Consider the following 17,403-nt stretch of genomic DNA (forward strand, 5'->3'; position numbering starts at 1 on the left):
AATGATATGGTTTCTTGTCAGCATGAAGGTTCTTCTGTCTGACAAGCTCGCAATCCCTACTCTGCCGAGGTTGAATCTTCAGTTTCGCGAATAAACTCTTCTAACAGCAACTGCTGTTCCCTGTCCAACTCAAGGTTCTGCAGAAGGTCTGGCCGGCGTAGAAAAGTTCTTCCGAGCTTTTGCTTTAATCGCCAGCGTCTAATCGCCTCATGGTTGCCACTAAGCAGTACAGAAGGAACGGACTTATCATCCAAAACTTCCGGTCGAGTGAAATGCGGACAGTCCAACAAGCCATCAGCAAATGAATCCTCATCTGCAGAAGCCTGCTTTCCTAGCACACCAGGAACCATACGAAGTACGGCATCCATGAGCACCATCGCCGGCAACTCACCACCACTTAGAACAAAGTCACCAATGGACCATTCTTCATCAATCTCAGATTGAATCAAACGTTCATCAACGCCTTCATAACGACCTGCTACCAGAATAAATTCTGCTTGTTTAGCAAGCTGTTGCACACCTTCTTGCGTCAGCGTACGCCCTTGAGGGGATAGATAAATAACTTTTGCGTTGGGCACCAATAATTTGGCACTTGCAATCGCATCTTTGAGAGGCTGCACTTTCATGAGCATCCCTGGACCACCACCATAAGGTCGATCATCCACAGTCTTATGTCTGTCATAAGTAAAGTCACGCGGATTTATAAAATCCATCGAAACCAGACCAGACTTAATGGCTCTGCCCGTTACACCGTATTGGGTAATGGCTTGAAACATCTCCGGAAAAAGCGATATTACACCGACCTTCACTTTATGACTCCAGTTTTACGATCAAAATTCCGGATCCCAATCAACGACCATTTCCTGCTGTTCTAGATTAATATCTAAAACATAAGATCCTGGCGCATAAGGAATCAAACGTTCTTCACGATCAAAACTGCCTTCACAAGCACGGACAACAACAACATCATTCGCACCGGTTTCCATAAGCTGAGAAACCTTCCCCAAGAGGACACCCTCTTTGGTAATAACCCTCAGTCCTTCCAGTTGGCTCCAGTAATAATCACCTTCTTCCAATTCTGGTAGTTCTGCCGAATCAATATAAACGTCCATACCACAAATCTCTTTTACAAGATCTCTGTCGGTATAACCCTTAACTGACGCTACCAAACCACGACCTTGCAGACGCCCTTGGCTTAATTCAACGGTCTTCCACCCACTAGGAGTTTTCAACCACCAATGCTTGTAATCAAAGATCCCTTGCATTGGGTCGGTGTGTGAATATAACTTCACCCACCCTTTAACACCATAAACTGATGTAATGCGTCCAACCACAAGGGCTTGCTCAGGAGCGGCCGCTTGTTTTAATTCAGACATAGCACTACCTCAGTTATTAAGCGTTTTTGCCAGCATCTTTAACAAGCTGCGCAGCACGGTCAGATAGTTGAGCGCCTAGGCTAACCCAATGGTTTACACGATCTAAATCGATGCGCAAACGTTCTTCTTGACCACGAGCAACAGGGTTAAAGAAACCCAAACGCTCGATATAACGACCATCACGTGCACGACGGCTATCAGCCACGTTCAAATGATAGAATGGGCGCTTTTTAGAGCCACCACGAGAAAGACGAATAGTTACCATCTTATTGGTTCCTTATTGCTTAACGAAACGCCTCTTGCCGAGTCGATTTTTGACTCATACTACAAGAGGGCGGCATATTCTAGTCGATTAACTAGAAAAACAAAAGGGCGAATTACTCGCCCACACATTAAAAACGGCAGTTTTTTTACTGCCGTCAATAAAAAAACAAGATATGACTAAAGTTTAGGGAAACCACCACCGCCTGACATACCACCAGGCATCATTCCACCCAAACCTCGCATCATCTTTTTCATTCCACCTTTAGCGGACATTTTCTTCATCATCTTCTGCATTTGCTTATGCTGCTTCAGAAGACGATTTAAATCTTGAATCTGCAAGCCGGCGCCAACAGTAATACGTTTTTTACGAGAACCATTGATAACATCAGGATTGCGACGCTCCGCTGGCGTCATCGAATTAATCAAGGCTTCCATCTGAACAAACATTTTATCGTTCACTTTATCTTGGATATTACCTAGCTGCCCCATACCGGGAAGCTTATCCAACATGGAACTCATACCGCCCATGTTTTTCATTTGCTGAAGCTGCTCTTTAAAATCTTCTAAATCAAAGCCTTTGCCTTTCTTTAGTTTACCAGCCAGCTTCTCGGCTTTTTCTTTATCAATTTTCTGCTCTGCTTCCTCTATTAAGGAAAGCATGTCACCCATACCGAGAATACGAGAAGCCAAACGATCAGGGTGGAAAGGTTCTAGCGCGTCGGTTTTTTCACCAACACCCAAAAACTTGATCGGCTTACCGGTAATATGACGAACCGAAAGTGCAGCACCGCCACGGGCATCACCATCTGTTTTGGTCAATATCACGCCAGTCAAAGGCAATACATCACCAAAGGCCTTGGCGGTATTAGCAGCATCCTGACCTGTCATCGCATCGACAACAAACAAGGTTTCGATTGGATTCACCGCAGCATGAAGCGCCTTGATCTCAGCCATCATGGCGTCATCAATAGCCAAACGACCTGCAGTATCAACAATCAAGACATCTTTATGGGCTTTCTTAGCGTAATCGACCGCATTATTAACGATATCGATCGGCTTCTGCGAAAGATCACTAGGAATAAAGTCAACACCAACTTCAGCAGCAAGTGTTTCTAACTGTTTGATCGCAGCAGGGCGATATACATCCGCACTAACAACCGAAACAGATTTCTTCTCGCGCTCCGTAAGGTATTTTGCAAGCTTAGCGGCAGAGGTTGTTTTACCCGCCCCTTGAAGACCAGCCAACAAGATAATTGCAGGACGAGCAACACGAAGGTTCAAACCGTCGTTCGCTTCGCCCATTACTTTTTCAAGTTCTTGCTTAACAATTTTTAAGAAGACTTGGCCAGGGCTGAGGCTCTTTGTTACTTCAGTTCCTACCGCACGATCTTTAACGGCATCGATAAAGTCTTTTACAACAGGCAGCGCAACATCGGCTTCGAGCAGCGCCATTCGCACTTCGCGAAGCACATCTTTAATATTGTCTTCTGTTAATTTAGCGCGACCTCGAATACGATCAAGCGAGGAAGTTAAGCGATTCGATAAATTGTCGAACATATTGCCCTCAAATTTTTTGTTCTATATGGAAAAAAACCGACTTTCACGGTTTAACCAAGTTGAAATTAAACCTATTATAACGGATAAATGTTTATCACCCTATACCTTTACTCTATGGATCCTTTAGTTTCATGACTCAATTATTGCTTTGGCTTGCTTGTATTGCCTGCTTAGTCGCTAGTTTGGCTTATTACTTTCGCCCTCAAGCTCGCTCAACACAGCTATTAGGGGCTGCTGCAATCGTTTTACACACCCTATCTTTGAGTGAGTTTTTATTTCATCGAAACGGGTTCAATTTTTTAACAATTGGACTATTAATCGCTGTTATTGGTAACGCGCTTCTGTGGTTTAGTAACCGAAATAAAGATTTATCATTACTTATTGCAATCGCCTTTCCACTCACTGCCATTATTATTGCGCTAAATGCCATTGAGCCATGGCACCTAAAACAGCTGCACAGTGACTCTTGGGGAACAAGTGCCCACATACTCATTGCGTCTGTTGCTTACAGTCTTTTTACTGCAGCATGCGGCATTGGCATACTTCTAGCGATCCAAGAATACCAACTCAAAAACCACCGTCTGAAACAACTATTAAGAGTCCCGCCGCTACAAGTGTTAGAACGCTTGATGTTCGAATTCATTTGGGCCGCCTTTATTTTACTTACAATAACGATTGCCACCGGCTTTTACTTCATTGAAGACATGTTCGCTCAACACCTTGTACACAAAACCTTCTTCACCATGGCTTCATGGCTTGTTTTTGCGGGGTTATTGCTGGGGCGTCATTTTGCTGGCTGGCGCGGACAACTAGCAGTTAAACTCACCCTTAGTGGCTTCTTTTTACTTATGCTAGCCTATTTTGGCAGTCAGATAGCCTTACAAATTTTGTTACATTAATTCATTATGCATGAAAGTCGTTTGACAGTGACTTTGTAAGCACTAATAATCCGTTTATCCAAACTATTGAGGCAAACCCTTTTTGAACGATGTTCCCTTAAGTATTCTAGGCGGAGTACTGGCTTTCCTAATCATACTTTCTGCTTTCTTTTCCAGCTCAGAAACTGGCATGTTGACTCTCAACAAATACCGATTGAAGCATCTGGTAAAAAACAAAAACAAAACTGCCATTCGTGTCAGTAAATTACTCGAACGCCCAGATCGGCTTTTGGGGCTTATTTTAATCGGCAATAACTTTGTCAATATTCTAGCGTCGGCCATTGCCACTATTATTGCTGTGCGCATATGGGGTGATGCTGGTGTTGCCATCGCAACCGCTGCCCTTACAGTAATTGTATTGATCTTTGCCGAAGTTACGCCAAAGACATTAGCTGCGATTCATCCAGAGAAAATAGCCTTCCCCGCCTCTTGGATACTCGCCATCCTGTTAAGAATTTTTTACCCAATTGTCTTTCTTATTAACACCCTTTCAAACGGATTATTAAGATTAATTGGTGTGCACGCCTCTCAAAAAAGCCACGACACACTTGATTCAGAAGAATTAAGAACCGTTGTTAATGAAGCTAGCGGCCTTATTCCTGCCGCTCACCAAGAAATGCTGATCTCTATTTTAGATCTGGAAAAAGTCTCTGTAGAAGACATTATGATCCCTAGAAATGAAGTCGTCGGTATCGACATCGAAGACTCCATTGAAGAAATCATCGAACAAATATGCCAAAGTCGTCATACACGGATGCCCGTTTATAATGGCGAAATTAATAAAGTGATCGGCATTTTGCACGCTCGCCACGCCGCCGTATTTTTACGTGAACCATCACCATCCAAAGCCGCACTATTAAAAGCAACACTAGAACCTTACTTCATTCCTGAAAGTACATCGTTGAATACAGTGCTACTCAACTTCCAAAAAGACCACCAACAAATGGGCATAGTGGTTGATGAGTATGGCGACGTTCAGGGTATTGCTGCACTAGAAGATGTACTTGAAGAAATAGTCGGTGAGTTCACTCCACCCACACAAGAGGAGGAGAACGAAATCCAGCCACTTGATGATGGTACATTTAGAATCGAAGGCTCCACTCATATTCGAGATATAAACAAAACACTTGATTGGCACCTACCAACCGATGGCCCAAAAACACTGAACGGTTTGATTATCGAAACACTAGAATTCATTCCAGAGCATCAAATCGGCCTATCAGTTGGCCACTACTTAATCGAGATCCAAGAGATCGAAGACAAGGTGGTAAAATACGCCAAACTTCAGCTGAAACACTAAGGAAGTCATCATGAGATATTGTCCTCAATGCGGCCACGCTGTGAATATGTCCATCCCAGTCGGCGATGATAAAATACGCGCGGTTTGTCCTAATTGTGAATACATTGATTATGATAATCCTCGCCTTATCACCGGCACCATCCCTATGTATCAAGGCAGATTATTACTCTGTAGACGAAACATAGAGCCAAGATTTGGCTATTGGACACTGCCCGCTGGCTTCATGGAAAACCAAGAAACTACCAGCGAAGGTGCATTGAGAGAAACACTAGAAGAAAGTGGATCTGAGGCAATTTGCAGGCAAGCTTTCAGCATGATTAGCATCCCACACATCAATCAGATACATCTATTTTATTTGGCTGATTTAAAAAGAGATGATTTTCATGCAACAGAAGAGAGCTCGGAAGTCGCCCTCTTCGAATTATCGGATATTCCATGGGACGAACTTGCGTTCACCAGTGTGAGTAAAACTTTAGAGCTGTTTCTCGAAGATCACAAAACTGGACAATATGGCTTTCACGAAGACACCATTCTTATCAACTCTGTACAGGAATAAAGTGATAGGCAGCTTCTTCATAAGGATGAGCTGCCAATAGTGCCGAAGTAACGCCTTCTTTAAGCTCATCTTTCAATACCATTTCAACACGATACTCATCCACTTTTTCTACTATTCCTCGCTCTCCAATATAAGGCGTCGCTTGATTATTAGGGCAGAACTGCCCCTGTCCCTTTATCTGCCAGCAACACTGACTATAATCACCAATCGAACCTGCGCCAACCAGAAAAAGAGCCTGTTTCACCGACTCCAAATGAGTTTCAGGCACATAAAACACCAAAGAATACATAAATTAACCCCTCATTTTATCGTGATGATTCCAAGTAACCTACCAAAGGCTCACTTGCTCCTGAGCGCTAGGAAGTGACAATACAGCCTGATATCCATGACACAACATTTGAACTTTCTGATCCAGCTGTGCCGCCAACATTGGTGCGGCAATATTATCTGAAGAGTGAACAAATACACTCGGAGTTAACCCTAATGACAACCACTGGCTCAATTTAGTCGCCCATTGATCCAGCCATTTATCATTAAGAGACACATCGGGATGACCAATAAAACGCACTACAGGATGAGCTCCAGTAGCTACTGGGTGACAAGGTACTCTTGGTTTTTTCATTTGTGTATCCACCAAGCTGTCACAATAAGCCTCTGTGGAAAAGACAGGCCGCGAATCCATTATCACTCGGTTCACTCCTTTATCTGCCAGGCCTTTTAAAAATAACGATTCATATCCCGTCTTATCAAAATACGCCAGATGCCGTGTCTCTACAGCCAAAGGCGATGGCAACACCCACAAATCACACAGCAACATAATACGCTCCAATAAGCGCTCATCGCATGTTGCTGGGAACTGCAGCATGGTTGGCCCAAGCTTAGGTAACAAAGGCGCTAATGACGCCATAAACACACGCCAGTCTTCGACGACCTCTTTCCAAGATCGATCCAATAACCGATGAGTCACAGTCTGCGGCGCTTTGAATGCAAAACGAAAACCATCAGGGACAGCTTCGTACCAACGCTGCAACTGCGCCTGCTCAACCTTTGTATAAAAAGTACTACCAACCTCAACCGTTGAAAACACTTGTGAATAACGTGAAATTCGCTCGCCAGCCGGCAAGGAAGATGGATACAACCAATTAATCCAAGCCGGATGCTGCCATTGCGCCATGCCATAATAAATTTTCATGGAGACGGTGCGCGGTACTCTATCGCATCAATCAAATAAGTTTTCTCACCTGCCGCCAGATGGATAGCCACTTCGTCCCCCTCTTCTTTTTTCAGTAGCGCCCGCGCTACAGGTGAATCAATACTGATATAAGCAGAGTTATGATCCAGCTCATCCGCACCAACAATGCGATATTCTTTTAATACCCCAGCGTCATCCTCAAGCGTCACCCAAGCCCCAAAAAACACCCTTGATTGGTCTGCAGGGAAACGATCGACCACGGTACATACATCAAGACGTTTTTCTAAATAACGTACGCGACTATCTATTTCACGCAACTGCTTTTTTCCATAAATGTATTCAGCATTTTCTGAGCGATCCCCTTGGGCCGCGGCTTCGCGAACCGTTTCCGTTACCGCTGGACGTTTTTCCTTCCATAAATACTTAAGCTCTGCTAACAGTACTTGAGCGCCCTCTTGGGTAATATACGCGGATTTTGGAGCAGATGGAGGACGATACCGACTCATTAAAACAACCTATTTTTACAATAATTAAAATAAAAATGCCGCCAAGCAACAATCATTGCTTGACGGCATTTTGAAACACTAGAATCTAACGCATTACGATTCTTGTTTGTGTAAATGAACATCCATTTGTGGGAACGGAATGCTGACACCGCGCTCATCAAACGTATATTTGATCTTCTCAAGAAGATCCGCTCTTACCGCCCAATAATCGCCAGCAGCAACCCAAGGGCGCAGGTTAAAGTTTACTGAACTATCTGCTAACTCAGCAACCGCTATAACCCAAGCAGGATCCTTTAAGATGCGCTCATCTGCTGAAACAATTTCTTCCATTATGCTTTTTGCAAGACGAATATCGGCATCGTAACCAATACCAATAACAAGATCTAAACGGCGTGTTTTTTCACGTGAAAAATTCACAATAGAGCCATTCATTACCGCGGAATTTGGCGCAATAATAATACGGTTATCTGGTGTTCTCAGGTAAGTATGGAACAATTCAATGCGATCCACTGTGCCCATTTGGCCCGCCGCATCAATGAAATCGCCAGACTTAAACGGACGCAAGATAATAATCAGTACGCCGGATGCAAAGTTTGAAAGTGAACCCTGCAAAGCCAGACCTACAGCCAAACCTGCCGCACCCAATATTGCAATGAAAGAAGTCGTTTGTACGCCCACTTGCCCGAGCGCCATTAATATCACACCTGCAAACATCAAGGCATAAAGAATACTAGAACAAAAACCAGCGACGGCTTTATCCACGGATGCTTTTAGCATTCTATTTTCACACCAACTAGCTACCTTTTTAGCAATAAAGCGACCGACAAAGAGAATCACAATGCCAATCAGCAAATTAATCGCCATATCTGAGATCCAAGGTAACATGTCGATACCTTTATCCATGAACTGATCCATATTACCCATGTGCTTCAATCCTTAATATTAATAAGAGATAAACCGCTAAGCGGCATAATTCACTTTATGTTGCCATTCATCCAGCAATAAGGTCAATTGCTTTAAACCCACATTACTAAAACGAACATACAATCCGCCATCAACTATTTGAGTGCCTTTTTTATGCTCATCATCAATCATAAGACAAACTTCGCGTAACTGCTCAAATTCTTCATCATCTCGAACAGTCATGCCAATAAAGACATTCCAATCTCGCTCAAGCAACACACCATTTACCGCTCTTTCTAACAAGTTAACACAGTCATTTTGATTCAAACGATAATACGGCACCTTTGACTGATACTTTATATAAAACACCATCAACGCGGCCAATAAGCAAAAACACAGAACAAATGAAACAATGAGCTGAAAAATCATGAATCAAAAGAATGATCAAGTAAAGCGATCCGTGCACGCTTCAAATGCTCTAAATGCTCGGTTTCATATCTATCCATTTCACTACGGAATTTCGTACGAGCTTCTTTCGGTAAATCCTTCCATTGTTCGTGGGTCGGAATGTGCTCTGTTTTTTCAGTCAAAATATAGAAAGCGGATATATCATCATGACTCGATAAATTCACACTTAATTGATCTAACAAGTTTTTTACGCGAATACTAGTTTCAATCCAACCCAACTTCTCATCTACATCAACCGCTTTTAATAATATTTGAATACTATCAATTCTCTTTTGACGCTCTTCAGCCACAAAAGATTCACCTTCAAGGATTCTTTCTTCGCGCTGTCTATTCAACTTTAACTGACGATAGATATACCAAAGAGAAACAACAATGACACCTACGCACAGTAAAATCAGTATTAAAAATTCGTTAAAAGTCATATAAAATCCAAAAAAGTAATGAGATAAACATTTGATTCGCTTACCCATTTTCAGCATCATTAAAAAGGTTGAAAAAAAGCTAATCCACACACAAAACCTGAACCAACTGATCATATAAAGAGGGTCTGCAAACCAGTAAAGAATCACCATTGATTGCTAATGGCCAAGTAGAGCTTACAACATCATATCGGCCCACTTGCGCACCCGCTTCAGCAGCGATCAAAGCACCAGCCGCCATATCCCAAGGTTTTACTGATTCATAATAAGCCTGAAGCCGACCAGATGCGACCCAACATAAATCCAGCGCAGCCGATCCGTTTCGTCTAATGTCCTGACACTGGGACAACACATTCGACACTCTTTTAATCAATTTATCTAGTGCGTTTTTCTGATAAGGAAACCCAGTAGCCACTAAAGCATTACGCAAAGCGACCTTATCTGCAACATGAAGACGCTTACCATTGAGATAAGCTCCCTGACCCTTAACTGCCCAGTAGCACTCTTGCAAAAACGGCGCATTGACCACACCCAGCAACCTCTGACCCTCTACATATAAACCAATAGAGATAGCCACATGTTTATGCCCATGTGCAAAATTCACCGTCCCATCAATCGGATCGATTACCCACACAGGAGCATCAGATAAAGATAAATCAGGCGATGACTCCTCCGATAATATTTGATGATCAGGGTAAGCTATTGCAATTTGTTGACAGAGATAATGATCTATCGCTAAATCCGTGGAAGTCACTAGCTCATGATCCGCTTTGTAATCTTCTGAAAAACGATTTGAGTCTCTCGCATCACTCATCATGACACCAGCTTGGTTGGCAATATGCTTAGCAAACTCAAGTAGGCTATCTGTATTTACCATAATGTAACCCTCCTCCAACTCATAAGACTTAAGACAGGCGAGCCATTAACCACGCTGAAATGTCCTGAATTTGCTCAGGGCAAACCGAATGCGGCATATTGTAAACTTGATACTCAACTTGAAAACCTTGATCTGTGAGAACTTTTTTCGCATCTAACGCTAAGCTAGGAGCAACAACAGGATCTTGCGAACCATGGTGAATTAAGAAAGGCGTATTGCCATTTTTACAATCTGAAGCTAAGGGCACACTAGCCTTATTTGCAAGGTAAGTAGATAACGCCATAACGCCCGCCAATTTTCGCTGAGACGTTAAAGCAAGTTGATAAGCAATAACGCCACCTTGCGAAAAGCCGGCAAGAATAATCCGAGACGCATCAATTCCTTTCGCGATTTGATCTTCTATAAGCGCAGATATTTGTGAACAGGATTCTTCAATGTTTGCCATATCTACTTTACGCTCTAGCGTCATTTCATAGATATCATACCAAGCTCGCATCTCCATCCCACCATTTACAGTCACTGGACGACGAGGGGCATGAGGGAAGATAAAGCGCCAATTTTGATCAGAAGGAATAGACATCGCCGGTACAATAGACTCAAAGTCATGCCCATCTGATCCTAAACCATGTAACCAAATAATGGCGGCATCCGGCACTTCTGACGTTTCAACTAGCACATATGGCAACAAATCTGTCATTATTTACTCCAAAAAATAGGTCCGAAAAAATAGGCTATAGCATTACGCAATAACCTATTATATCGACAATCATTTGTTGTAGATAACCCTTAATGCTCTACAGGAAAACGAACCTGAGTTACTGCTTGCTGATGATTAAGACGAAACGCTACATCCGATCGTTCTGGCATGGTCAATATTAGGTGTCGAGTAAGACATTCGTAATATTGCATAAAGCCCTTCCACTATAATAGTAATCAAAAAAAGGCTTATTTTTAACCTTCAATCAAATGACATGTCGAGTTGGCGGGGGGCTAGAGAAGCCAAACGATAACCTACCCCAATAAGGCGTACAGGCCTTGATTGACGTTGGTAAGCTTGTTTTAAAAGAGAGAAAAACACCTCTTTTGAGAAAGAGCTTTGGATAGATTGCTCTATGGTTGTTTGCTTAAAATCGTTGAATTTTAGCTTGAGATAATACTTATTAATTTGAGAGTCGAAACCTCGACCAGCCATTCGCTTGTCTAGACTGTCTAATAACTCAGGCAATTGCGATAAGCAGGCCTCTAAAGATAAAAGATCTTCAGAAAAGGTATGTTCAACTGAGACACTCTTTCTCTCTCTCGAAACTTGCACAGGACGACTGTCTATCCCCATTGCATATTGAGATAAGCGAAAAGCCATACTGCCAAAGTTCTTTTGTAAAATTGAAAAATCAATATTCTGCAGGTCTGAACAAAGAAAAACCCCCAAAGCCCCTAACTTTTCCTGAGAAACCTTACCAATTCCCGAAATACACTTAACAGGTAACTGCGAAACAAATTCAAACTGCTGAGCGGGGGTAATGGTTGTTAGGCCATTCGGTTTTTGCCAATCACTTGCGACTTTGGCAATAAATTTGTTTGTTGCGACACCAGCCGAAACTGTGATGCCTATTTGTTCAACAACCTGACGTCGAATCTGCTCGGCAATTCTAGTGGCACTTCCTTGATAAGCGTCTGAATCTGTCACATCAAGATAGGCTTCATCCAATGAAAGCGGCTCGATAATGTCTGTGTATTGACGAAATATGGCATGCATTTGCCGCGAAGCGAGTCGGTATTTTTCCATATCCCCACTGACAACAATCAATGAAGGACATAAGCGCTTCGCAACTGCAGTTGGCATTGCAGAATGAACGCCAAAAGAGCGAGCAATGTAATTCGCCGTACTCAACACTCCCCTCACCTTTGATGAGCCGCCAATAGCCAGTGGCACTTCTCGCAAACTGGGATCATCACGCATTTCAATAGCGGCATAAAAGCAATCCGCATCAATATGGATAATTTTTCGCTGTCTAGACATAAGAGCACTTAAAAAATACTGTACAGAAACACAGTATAACGTTCAAATTATTAAAACAGCAAACACCAATAACACGCCGCAAACAGTGCTGACCGAGAAAGCAAAAGGAGGAAATATAGATAAAGTATAGATTTCCCAAGAAAAAAGCAGAAATTTCCCTATTTACACCGGCAAACATGGACGTTAACAAGCAAAATAGTTTACATTTTGTGTCAGGATTATTCGCTATTATAGGCAGTGGCCTACTTTTTGCTTCTTCATCAGCCTAAGTAGAAATTTCGCCAAGCAGAATTAAACGATATTTTATGCAAAACAAGATAAGGACTTCCATTGGGGACGCCATTATGACACTAGTTTTTAAATTTTTTTCCATCGCCATAATGGGCATTGCTCTTACGGGCTGTCAAAATTTGTTTCAAAAAACCGGAGAAGACTGCACGACTGTTGGCCCTTGTAATGGCAACACCGTGGACATGGGTAACGGCAATGCACTTAATTACCAAAATCAAAATCAAGTTACGCGAGCAATAAGACGCGAACCTATTATTATCAATGCCACTGGCTATGCTGCCGTCAGTACAAGCAAACGATTCTCCAAATCTCAAGCACGGCTGATGGCATTACGCAGCTCCACATTAGATGCTTATCGAAACCTTTCCGAACGGGTATACGGTCTGAAACTTGATGGATCAAGCTCGTTGAGCAACATGGTTTTACAACACGATGAGTTACGGTCTTATATCGACTCGTATCTCGTTGGCGCTAAAGTCGTTTCACAGCGTGAACATCAAGATGGCACATTTGAAACGGTTGTTGAAATGGCGCTTCAAGAAAACTTTCGCCAGTGCGTAAGCTCACCAAATAACATCTCTAATGACCCAAGATGTAAAGCTCACCAAGACTATCGAACAGTTGATGCTTCTAGCCCAACACCCACTGCAAATTTCTATACGATTGAATAATGCCTTTAATGCTTAAATTTATTCTATTCGCCACGCTGTCTTTACTCTCCATTGCGCCTACTTTTGCTCAATCTGTAAAGGCGACTGGAAAAGCCATCATCTACAACGATGACATTGACGATGCCCGCTATCGAGCAACACAAGAAGCGATCAAACAGGCAGTCCTTCAATCAAGCTCAAGAGTAAGCGTCAATGATCGCCTGAAAAATGGCGACCTGGATTCAGACATTCAAATACGCAGTTCAGGACGCGTTCAGCAAGCTAAGATCATCCACGAAGAGCGTAAAGGTGATTTCCTTACCGTTATCGCTCGTGTCAATGTCACTCCCGACTCTCAATGTAGTAATGGTGCGACTAATTATTATGAAAAGTCAGTTGGCATCACAGGCTTTCAACTTCAAGACCCAGAACAAGCCAGCCTTGGAAGATTAAATAATATATCTAGAGAGCTACCAAAAGATCTCGCCAACGCCATCAACAAACAAGGTTTTCTTCGCGCCCTAACTGCTACCAACGTTGCCCTTTACCCTGATTTAATAAATGCCCCCTCTTCAACAACTTCCGAAGGAAACCTAACAAACGTTACCCGTATCGGACAACAATTAGGGGTACAGTATATAATTGGTGGCGTCATTCGTGACATTAGCCCACTTTATCTAAGAACACCTGATAATTTAGAGGCAACACCGTTAGGGAAAGACAAAGCAATACAAAAGGAAAGAAATTTTGTATTGGATCTCTATATTTATGATAGTTTCAGTGGCGCACTTCTTTTCCAAAAACGCTATAGTGAAATTGGTAACTGGGACATTTCAGATAATGCTAAAATAGGTTTTGGTAGTGCTAAGTTCTGGACCATACATTATGGTAAAGTCGTACGTGAAATATTACGAGAAAGCGCGATTGATACCAGTGAAAAACTACGTTGCCAACCATTTATTGCTAATATATTTCGCACCGAAGGGAACCGCATACACATTGCCGCTGGCTCTTTATCAGGCATAAAGCAAGGGGATAAATTTAGCGTTTACCGTCGTTACGAGATTTTCAATCAAAACCAAACAGCTCAAACACAACTGAACAATGCCAATATCAATGTTACTATTAAGCAAGTTCAGCCAAACTTCTCCATCGGTGAATTGGCGGTAGATGCGCAGATATTAAATGTTCAGCAACAAGATGTTGTAATTGCTTGGTAATTTTTACTATAACGCTATTTATAAAGCGGTTTTATATACTTTTAGGATAAAAAAATGAATAACGAACTACTTCACCACCTAGAACAACGCATTAACGAAGCCGTAGAAGAAATCTCATCTTTACGTCAAAAAATCTCTGAGCTAGAAATGCAAAACTATGAAATCAGCGAAGAGAAAAGTGAGTTAGAAAACACTCTTAACCAAAAAAATGAACAACAATCGAATTGGGAGTCCTCCTTATCCCAGATGTTAAATCGTCTTAACCAACTGGATAATAAATAATGAAACCCATCATTTTTGCCACTTTAGTTTTTTTCTGCGGGAGCACATTTGCCGACGAAGGACAAATTGCGAGTTTGCTAAACTTTGAAGCAACCGCAGCACGACCATCAACAGATAATGAAACCGGAAGCACAACCTCCGTAGTGAGCACTATGATGGAGTTTACAACGCCTTCTAATTTTTCTATTTACGGTGGTTTTTCCTTCGCATTAGGAGATAACCCAGAGAGTTCAATTGCTCTTGGCTCACGCTACTACAGTGCTACACCTGCTTTTCAATTGATTCCAGGTGTGCCAATGTGGTCGTTCCTGGGTGCCGGCGTCTATTTTTTCGACAAAACTGTTTACTATCCTGAAGCAGGTTTTCGCATAGCGACCTCTAACACCAGCCGATTAGACGTATTTGTTAAACTTTTAAACAGCAGCAGCCCTAAGTATGATCAACATGTAATGGTTGGTGCAGGCCTTACTTTCTAAGCTGAATGAAATCAATAATGACTTTAGCTCTTTGCTTCTTGCCTGCACTTGCTTATGTTTGGCACAAAAGTAACCCAGCTATTTCGATAGTTCAGCCGAATGATACTCAACGGCAAGAAATGATTGGTGTAAAAAACACACCTCTTATTCCATTAACGCCGTTATAGAATTGAGCCTTGTGTATGGAACAAATAATTGCCAAACTCGAAGCTGAAGTCGATCAGCTTATCGAAAAGCTAAAAGCTGCCAACGAGGAAATAACGAAGCTAAAAAAAGAGGGTATAAACACTCTCGACAGTAGCGCCTCAATGGACCTTTTAAAAAACATGGAATCGCGTTCAACGGAAGATCAATTGCAGTTATATATTGAAGACTCTTTAGATCTTCTTATTCCGGCCGAAACCATTAAAAATGCAGCATCAAAAAGTGACGTAGAAGACCAACTAAGCTTTGACTTGCTGCACTCTCTTGCTGAAACCAGCATCACAACCACGACAACAGAACAGACTGATTACATGACAATACAACAACTAGAGCTTAACGGCTTGCCAGACGTACTAGATGAAACTCAAGTGGCAGCAACAGTAACCACCGATGTACAACCAGCAAGTGAAAGCACGCAAGAAGCAGCGACACTGACGCCAGAGCAAAAAAAACGTCAGAAAAACCAAAAAAATAACCGTCGCCTGATCAAGATGCTAGAAGACCGTTATCCAAAAGCGTTTGATTGGAACCAGCCTAAACCCCTGAAGGTCGGTATAGACAAAGACATGGTCCTTGATGATGACTTTAACGTCAGCAAGCAAAAACGCGCCTTAGCCGCTTACACACGCTCTGATCGCTATAAGAAATGCTTATTAACAGGCCAACCTCGTATCGATCTTGAAGGGACTCCTGTTAGCAACGAGCCCGCATTGCCTGACTCTATGATCCCAAAAAAGGAAAAGGCTACGTTTAATCGCCCTAAAAGCGAAAAACCACAACGCCCGAAAGCAAAACCTCAAGCGAACAATAGAGCAAGCCAAAAGCCAAATAACAAACCAAACAATAAACCCCAAAACACTCAGACCGTTCAAAAGCGCCAGGATGATGCCTATGACAATCTGTCTCCTGAAGAACGCATGAAAGCGAAACTAGAAAAACTTCTTAAGAAATAAGAAAAAAGTGTTTACACGGTAAAGCGTGACGTATAAGATACGTCGCGCTGCTGTGGAGGGGTTCCCGAGTGGCCAAAGGGAGCAGATTGTAAATCTGCCACGAAAGTTTCGGTGGTTCGAATCCACCTCCCTCCACCATTAGCGCTTTTCTTTATAGATCAATTCTTTATCTATAATTAAAAAATCTTTTTCAAGATTTATCAAACATTTCCATTCTAGAAAAACACCTCAAAACGTTATCCACAGAAAAACACAACCAAACTAAATAAGCAAAAACTGAATAACCTACCCGGTTAAGCACAAGCTTATCCACAAAAAGCCCATTTAAAGCCAATTAACACTTCAAAACAAACAAATCCACAAGTTACCCACACCAAAGCAACCTCAACCCAAAAGCCCTCACAGCGCCACAGAAAGCAAAATAAACATCACACAGCCATAAACTTGACCTTGTGGACTGGAACACCTAAAGAAGAGCGAGCAGTAACTGGAGACTTGGCGCCTCAAATGCTAATTAAAACCAAAACAACAAGTGATGCTATGCAACTGAAAGAAATCATTCTAATCACACTCGTCTCGCATGATGAGCTTTATTAGCACAATGACAATTGTGCTGCTCTTTTTAATAAGCACTCCAACCCACACACACACACAAAAAACAGACAGTCTGCTTGAACGAGATCATTATGATCAAGGCAGTACCTTCATAGCAAAGTACCACCCGTCATTTCGACTTTAACCGATGATTGAAGTTAAATATTCTCCGGTTACCGGCCGCCCTTTTTTTACAAGCACCCCAGCCCACAAAAAACAGACAGCTTGTTTGAACAAGACGATAGACGATAGACGATAGACGATAGACGATAGACGATAGACGATAGACGATAGACGATAGACGATAGACGATAGACGATAGACGATAGACGATAGACGATAGACGATAGACGATAG

The 17,403-nt window shown here is 42.3% G+C and carries 24 protein-coding genes and 1 tRNA gene; 10 read left to right on the top strand and 15 right to left on the bottom strand.

Going from position 1 to position 17,403, the window contains the following annotated elements; all coding sequences use genetic code 11:
* Window positions 1-56 precede the first annotated feature (56 nt).
* The 4 genes from trmD to ffh all read right to left on the bottom strand — a co-directional run bounded on the left by trmD (window position 57) and on the right by ffh (window position 3,197).
* A complete protein-coding gene (gene trmD, locus E0D70_RS15445; protein WP_133013175.1) occupies window positions 57-809 on the bottom strand; it encodes a tRNA (guanosine(37)-N1)-methyltransferase TrmD in 753 nt (250 codons plus the stop codon).
* Window positions 810-830: 21 nt separating this feature from the next.
* On the bottom strand, window positions 831-1,376 hold the full coding sequence (gene rimM / locus E0D70_RS15450) for a ribosome maturation factor RimM (RefSeq protein ID WP_133013176.1): 546 nt from the start codon (window positions 1,374-1,376) through the stop codon (window positions 831-833).
* A gap of 16 nt (window positions 1,377-1,392) precedes the next feature.
* A complete protein-coding gene (gene rpsP / locus E0D70_RS15455; RefSeq protein WP_133013177.1) occupies window positions 1,393-1,641 on the bottom strand; it encodes a 30S ribosomal protein S16 in 249 nt (82 codons plus the stop codon).
* Window positions 1,642-1,817: 176 nt separating this feature from the next.
* Window positions 1,818-3,197, bottom strand: coding sequence for a signal recognition particle protein (gene ffh, locus E0D70_RS15460; protein WP_133013178.1), 1,380 nt, complete (start codon window positions 3,195-3,197; stop codon window positions 1,818-1,820).
* Window positions 3,198-3,328: 131 nt separating this feature from the next.
* Between ffh and E0D70_RS15465 the strand changes: the two genes are divergently transcribed.
* The 3 genes from E0D70_RS15465 to E0D70_RS15475 all read left to right on the top strand — a co-directional run bounded on the left by E0D70_RS15465 (window position 3,329) and on the right by E0D70_RS15475 (window position 5,991).
* On the top strand, window positions 3,329-4,096 hold the full coding sequence (locus tag E0D70_RS15465; RefSeq protein ID WP_133013179.1) for a cytochrome C assembly family protein: 768 nt from the start codon (window positions 3,329-3,331) through the stop codon (window positions 4,094-4,096).
* 82 nt (window positions 4,097-4,178) lie between these two features.
* Entirely contained in the window at window positions 4,179-5,435 is a 1,257-nt protein-coding gene (locus E0D70_RS15470) for an HlyC/CorC family transporter (protein ID WP_133013180.1), read from the top strand.
* Between the two features lie 10 nt (window positions 5,436-5,445).
* The gene (locus tag E0D70_RS15475) at window positions 5,446-5,991 is read left to right on the top strand and encodes an NUDIX hydrolase (protein ID WP_133013181.1); all 546 of its coding nucleotides are present in this window, start codon (window positions 5,446-5,448) and stop codon (window positions 5,989-5,991) included.
* Here the strand turns inward: E0D70_RS15475 and E0D70_RS15480 are convergent.
* The 10 genes from E0D70_RS15480 to dinB all read right to left on the bottom strand — a co-directional run bounded on the left by E0D70_RS15480 (window position 5,972) and on the right by dinB (window position 12,376).
* On the bottom strand, window positions 5,972-6,280 hold the full coding sequence (locus E0D70_RS15480) for a YqfO family protein (protein WP_133013182.1): 309 nt from the start codon (window positions 6,278-6,280) through the stop codon (window positions 5,972-5,974). The two genes, E0D70_RS15475 and E0D70_RS15480, sit on opposite strands and share 20 nt — an antisense overlap.
* Window positions 6,281-6,319: 39 nt before the next feature.
* Window positions 6,320-7,183, bottom strand: coding sequence for a DUF72 domain-containing protein (locus E0D70_RS15485; RefSeq protein ID WP_133013183.1), 864 nt, complete (start codon window positions 7,181-7,183; stop codon window positions 6,320-6,322).
* On the bottom strand, window positions 7,180-7,689 hold the full coding sequence (gene greB / locus E0D70_RS15490) for a transcription elongation factor GreB (protein WP_133013184.1): 510 nt from the start codon (window positions 7,687-7,689) through the stop codon (window positions 7,180-7,182). The genes E0D70_RS15485 and greB overlap by 4 nt, the downstream gene beginning before the upstream one ends.
* Before the next feature lie 93 nt (window positions 7,690-7,782).
* On the bottom strand, window positions 7,783-8,604 hold the full coding sequence (locus E0D70_RS15495; protein WP_420813339.1) for a mechanosensitive ion channel family protein: 822 nt from the start codon (window positions 8,602-8,604) through the stop codon (window positions 7,783-7,785).
* A gap of 45 nt (window positions 8,605-8,649) precedes the next feature.
* Complete coding sequence (locus E0D70_RS15500) at window positions 8,650-8,919, bottom strand: hypothetical protein (RefSeq protein ID WP_240537165.1); 270 nt, start codon at window positions 8,917-8,919, stop codon at window positions 8,650-8,652.
* 98 nt (window positions 8,920-9,017) lie between these two features.
* Entirely contained in the window at window positions 9,018-9,482 is a 465-nt protein-coding gene (locus tag E0D70_RS15505) for a DUF2489 domain-containing protein (RefSeq protein WP_133013186.1), read from the bottom strand.
* Between the two features lie 79 nt (window positions 9,483-9,561).
* Window positions 9,562-10,356, bottom strand: coding sequence for an inositol monophosphatase family protein (locus E0D70_RS15510; protein WP_133013187.1), 795 nt, complete (start codon window positions 10,354-10,356; stop codon window positions 9,562-9,564).
* Between the two features lie 28 nt (window positions 10,357-10,384).
* Window positions 10,385-11,053, bottom strand: a complete 669-nt coding sequence (locus E0D70_RS15515; protein ID WP_133013188.1) for an alpha/beta hydrolase — start codon at window positions 11,051-11,053, stop codon at window positions 10,385-10,387.
* Between the two features lie 89 nt (window positions 11,054-11,142).
* Window positions 11,143-11,265 (bottom strand): hypothetical protein, encoded by a 123-nt coding sequence (locus tag E0D70_RS17740; RefSeq protein WP_276312862.1) that lies wholly within the window; start codon window positions 11,263-11,265, stop codon window positions 11,143-11,145.
* Between the two features lie 49 nt (window positions 11,266-11,314).
* Window positions 11,315-12,376 carry a DNA polymerase IV gene (gene dinB, locus E0D70_RS15520; protein ID WP_133013189.1) on the bottom strand — a complete coding sequence of 354 codons (1,062 nt, stop codon included), beginning with the start codon at window positions 12,374-12,376 and terminating at the stop codon, window positions 11,315-11,317.
* Window positions 12,377-12,720: 344 nt separating this feature from the next.
* Between dinB and E0D70_RS15525 the strand changes: the two genes are divergently transcribed.
* The 7 genes from E0D70_RS15525 (at window position 12,721) to E0D70_RS15550 (ending at window position 16,590) form a co-directional block, all read left to right on the top strand.
* Window positions 12,721-13,338, top strand: coding sequence for an LPP20 family lipoprotein (locus E0D70_RS15525; RefSeq protein WP_133013190.1), 618 nt, complete (start codon window positions 12,721-12,723; stop codon window positions 13,336-13,338).
* Window positions 13,338-14,537, top strand: a complete 1,200-nt coding sequence (locus E0D70_RS15530) for a flagella assembly protein FlgT (RefSeq protein ID WP_133013191.1) — start codon at window positions 13,338-13,340, stop codon at window positions 14,535-14,537. The genes E0D70_RS15525 and E0D70_RS15530 overlap by 1 nt, the downstream gene beginning before the upstream one ends.
* 54 nt (window positions 14,538-14,591) lie before the next feature.
* Window positions 14,592-14,819 carry a cell division protein ZapB gene (locus E0D70_RS15535; RefSeq protein ID WP_133013192.1) on the top strand — a complete coding sequence of 76 codons (228 nt, stop codon included), beginning with the start codon at window positions 14,592-14,594 and terminating at the stop codon, window positions 14,817-14,819.
* A complete protein-coding gene (locus E0D70_RS15540) occupies window positions 14,819-15,295 on the top strand; it encodes a hypothetical protein (RefSeq protein ID WP_133013193.1) in 477 nt (158 codons plus the stop codon). Before E0D70_RS15535 ends, E0D70_RS15540 begins: the two co-directional genes overlap by 1 nt.
* 17 nt (window positions 15,296-15,312) lie before the next feature.
* Window positions 15,313-15,462 carry a hypothetical protein gene (locus E0D70_RS17515; RefSeq protein ID WP_165942919.1) on the top strand — a complete coding sequence of 50 codons (150 nt, stop codon included), beginning with the start codon at window positions 15,313-15,315 and terminating at the stop codon, window positions 15,460-15,462.
* 15 nt (window positions 15,463-15,477) lie between these two features.
* A complete protein-coding gene (locus tag E0D70_RS15545; protein ID WP_133013194.1) occupies window positions 15,478-16,452 on the top strand; it encodes a ProQ/FINO family protein in 975 nt (324 codons plus the stop codon).
* Window positions 16,453-16,506: 54 nt separating this feature from the next.
* Window positions 16,507-16,590: transfer RNA gene (locus tag E0D70_RS15550), tRNA-Tyr, on the top strand.
* Window positions 16,591-17,187: 597 nt separating this feature from the next.
* On the opposite strand, the gene E0D70_RS17520 is transcribed toward E0D70_RS15550, so the two are convergent.
* A partial coding sequence (locus E0D70_RS17520; protein ID WP_207923283.1) for a hypothetical protein occupies window positions 17,188-17,403 on the bottom strand: 216 nt, incomplete at its 5' end.

Origin of the sequence: Marinomonas flavescens (assembly GCF_004352835.1) — a bacterium.
GTDB classification, from domain to species: Bacteria; Pseudomonadota; Gammaproteobacteria; order Pseudomonadales; family Marinomonadaceae; genus Marinomonas; species Marinomonas flavescens.

Bases quoted from the DNA above. Each gene is read 5' to 3' on its own strand.
- rimM (WP_133013176.1), bottom strand. From the start codon at position 1,376: ATGTCTGAATTAAAACAAGCGGCCGCTCCTGAGCAAGCCCTTGTGGTT.
- rpsP (WP_133013177.1), bottom strand. From the start codon at position 1,641: ATGGTAACTATTCGTCTTTCTCGTGGTGGCTCTAAAAAGCGCCCATTC.
- ffh (WP_133013178.1), bottom strand. From the start codon at position 3,197: ATGTTCGACAATTTATCGAATCGCTTAACTTCCTCGCTTGATCGTATT.
- E0D70_RS15465 (WP_133013179.1), top strand. From the start codon at position 3,329: ATGACTCAATTATTGCTTTGGCTTGCTTGTATTGCCTGCTTAGTCGCT.
- E0D70_RS15475 (WP_133013181.1), top strand. From the start codon at position 5,446: ATGAGATATTGTCCTCAATGCGGCCACGCTGTGAATATGTCCATCCCA.
- E0D70_RS15480 (WP_133013182.1), bottom strand. From the start codon at position 6,280: ATGTATTCTTTGGTGTTTTATGTGCCTGAAACTCATTTGGAGTCGGTG.
- E0D70_RS15485 (WP_133013183.1), bottom strand. From the start codon at position 7,183: ATGAAAATTTATTATGGCATGGCGCAATGGCAGCATCCGGCTTGGATT.
- greB (WP_133013184.1), bottom strand. From the start codon at position 7,689: ATGAGTCGGTATCGTCCTCCATCTGCTCCAAAATCCGCGTATATTACC.
- E0D70_RS15495 (WP_420813339.1), bottom strand. From the start codon at position 8,604: ATGGATCAGTTCATGGATAAAGGTATCGACATGTTACCTTGGATCTCA.
- E0D70_RS15505 (WP_133013186.1), bottom strand. From the start codon at position 9,482: ATGACTTTTAACGAATTTTTAATACTGATTTTACTGTGCGTAGGTGTC.
- E0D70_RS15510 (WP_133013187.1), bottom strand. From the start codon at position 10,356: ATGGTAAATACAGATAGCCTACTTGAGTTTGCTAAGCATATTGCCAAC.
- E0D70_RS15515 (WP_133013188.1), bottom strand. From the start codon at position 11,053: ATGACAGATTTGTTGCCATATGTGCTAGTTGAAACGTCAGAAGTGCCG.
- E0D70_RS17740 (WP_276312862.1), bottom strand. From the start codon at position 11,265: ATGCAATATTACGAATGTCTTACTCGACACCTAATATTGACCATGCCA.
- dinB (WP_133013189.1), bottom strand. From the start codon at position 12,376: ATGTCTAGACAGCGAAAAATTATCCATATTGATGCGGATTGCTTTTAT.
- E0D70_RS15525 (WP_133013190.1), top strand. From the start codon at position 12,721: ATGACACTAGTTTTTAAATTTTTTTCCATCGCCATAATGGGCATTGCT.
- E0D70_RS15530 (WP_133013191.1), top strand. From the start codon at position 13,338: ATGCCTTTAATGCTTAAATTTATTCTATTCGCCACGCTGTCTTTACTC.
- E0D70_RS15535 (WP_133013192.1), top strand. From the start codon at position 14,592: ATGAATAACGAACTACTTCACCACCTAGAACAACGCATTAACGAAGCC.
- E0D70_RS15540 (WP_133013193.1), top strand. From the start codon at position 14,819: ATGAAACCCATCATTTTTGCCACTTTAGTTTTTTTCTGCGGGAGCACA.
- E0D70_RS17515 (WP_165942919.1), top strand. From the start codon at position 15,313: ATGACTTTAGCTCTTTGCTTCTTGCCTGCACTTGCTTATGTTTGGCAC.
- E0D70_RS15545 (WP_133013194.1), top strand. From the start codon at position 15,478: ATGGAACAAATAATTGCCAAACTCGAAGCTGAAGTCGATCAGCTTATC.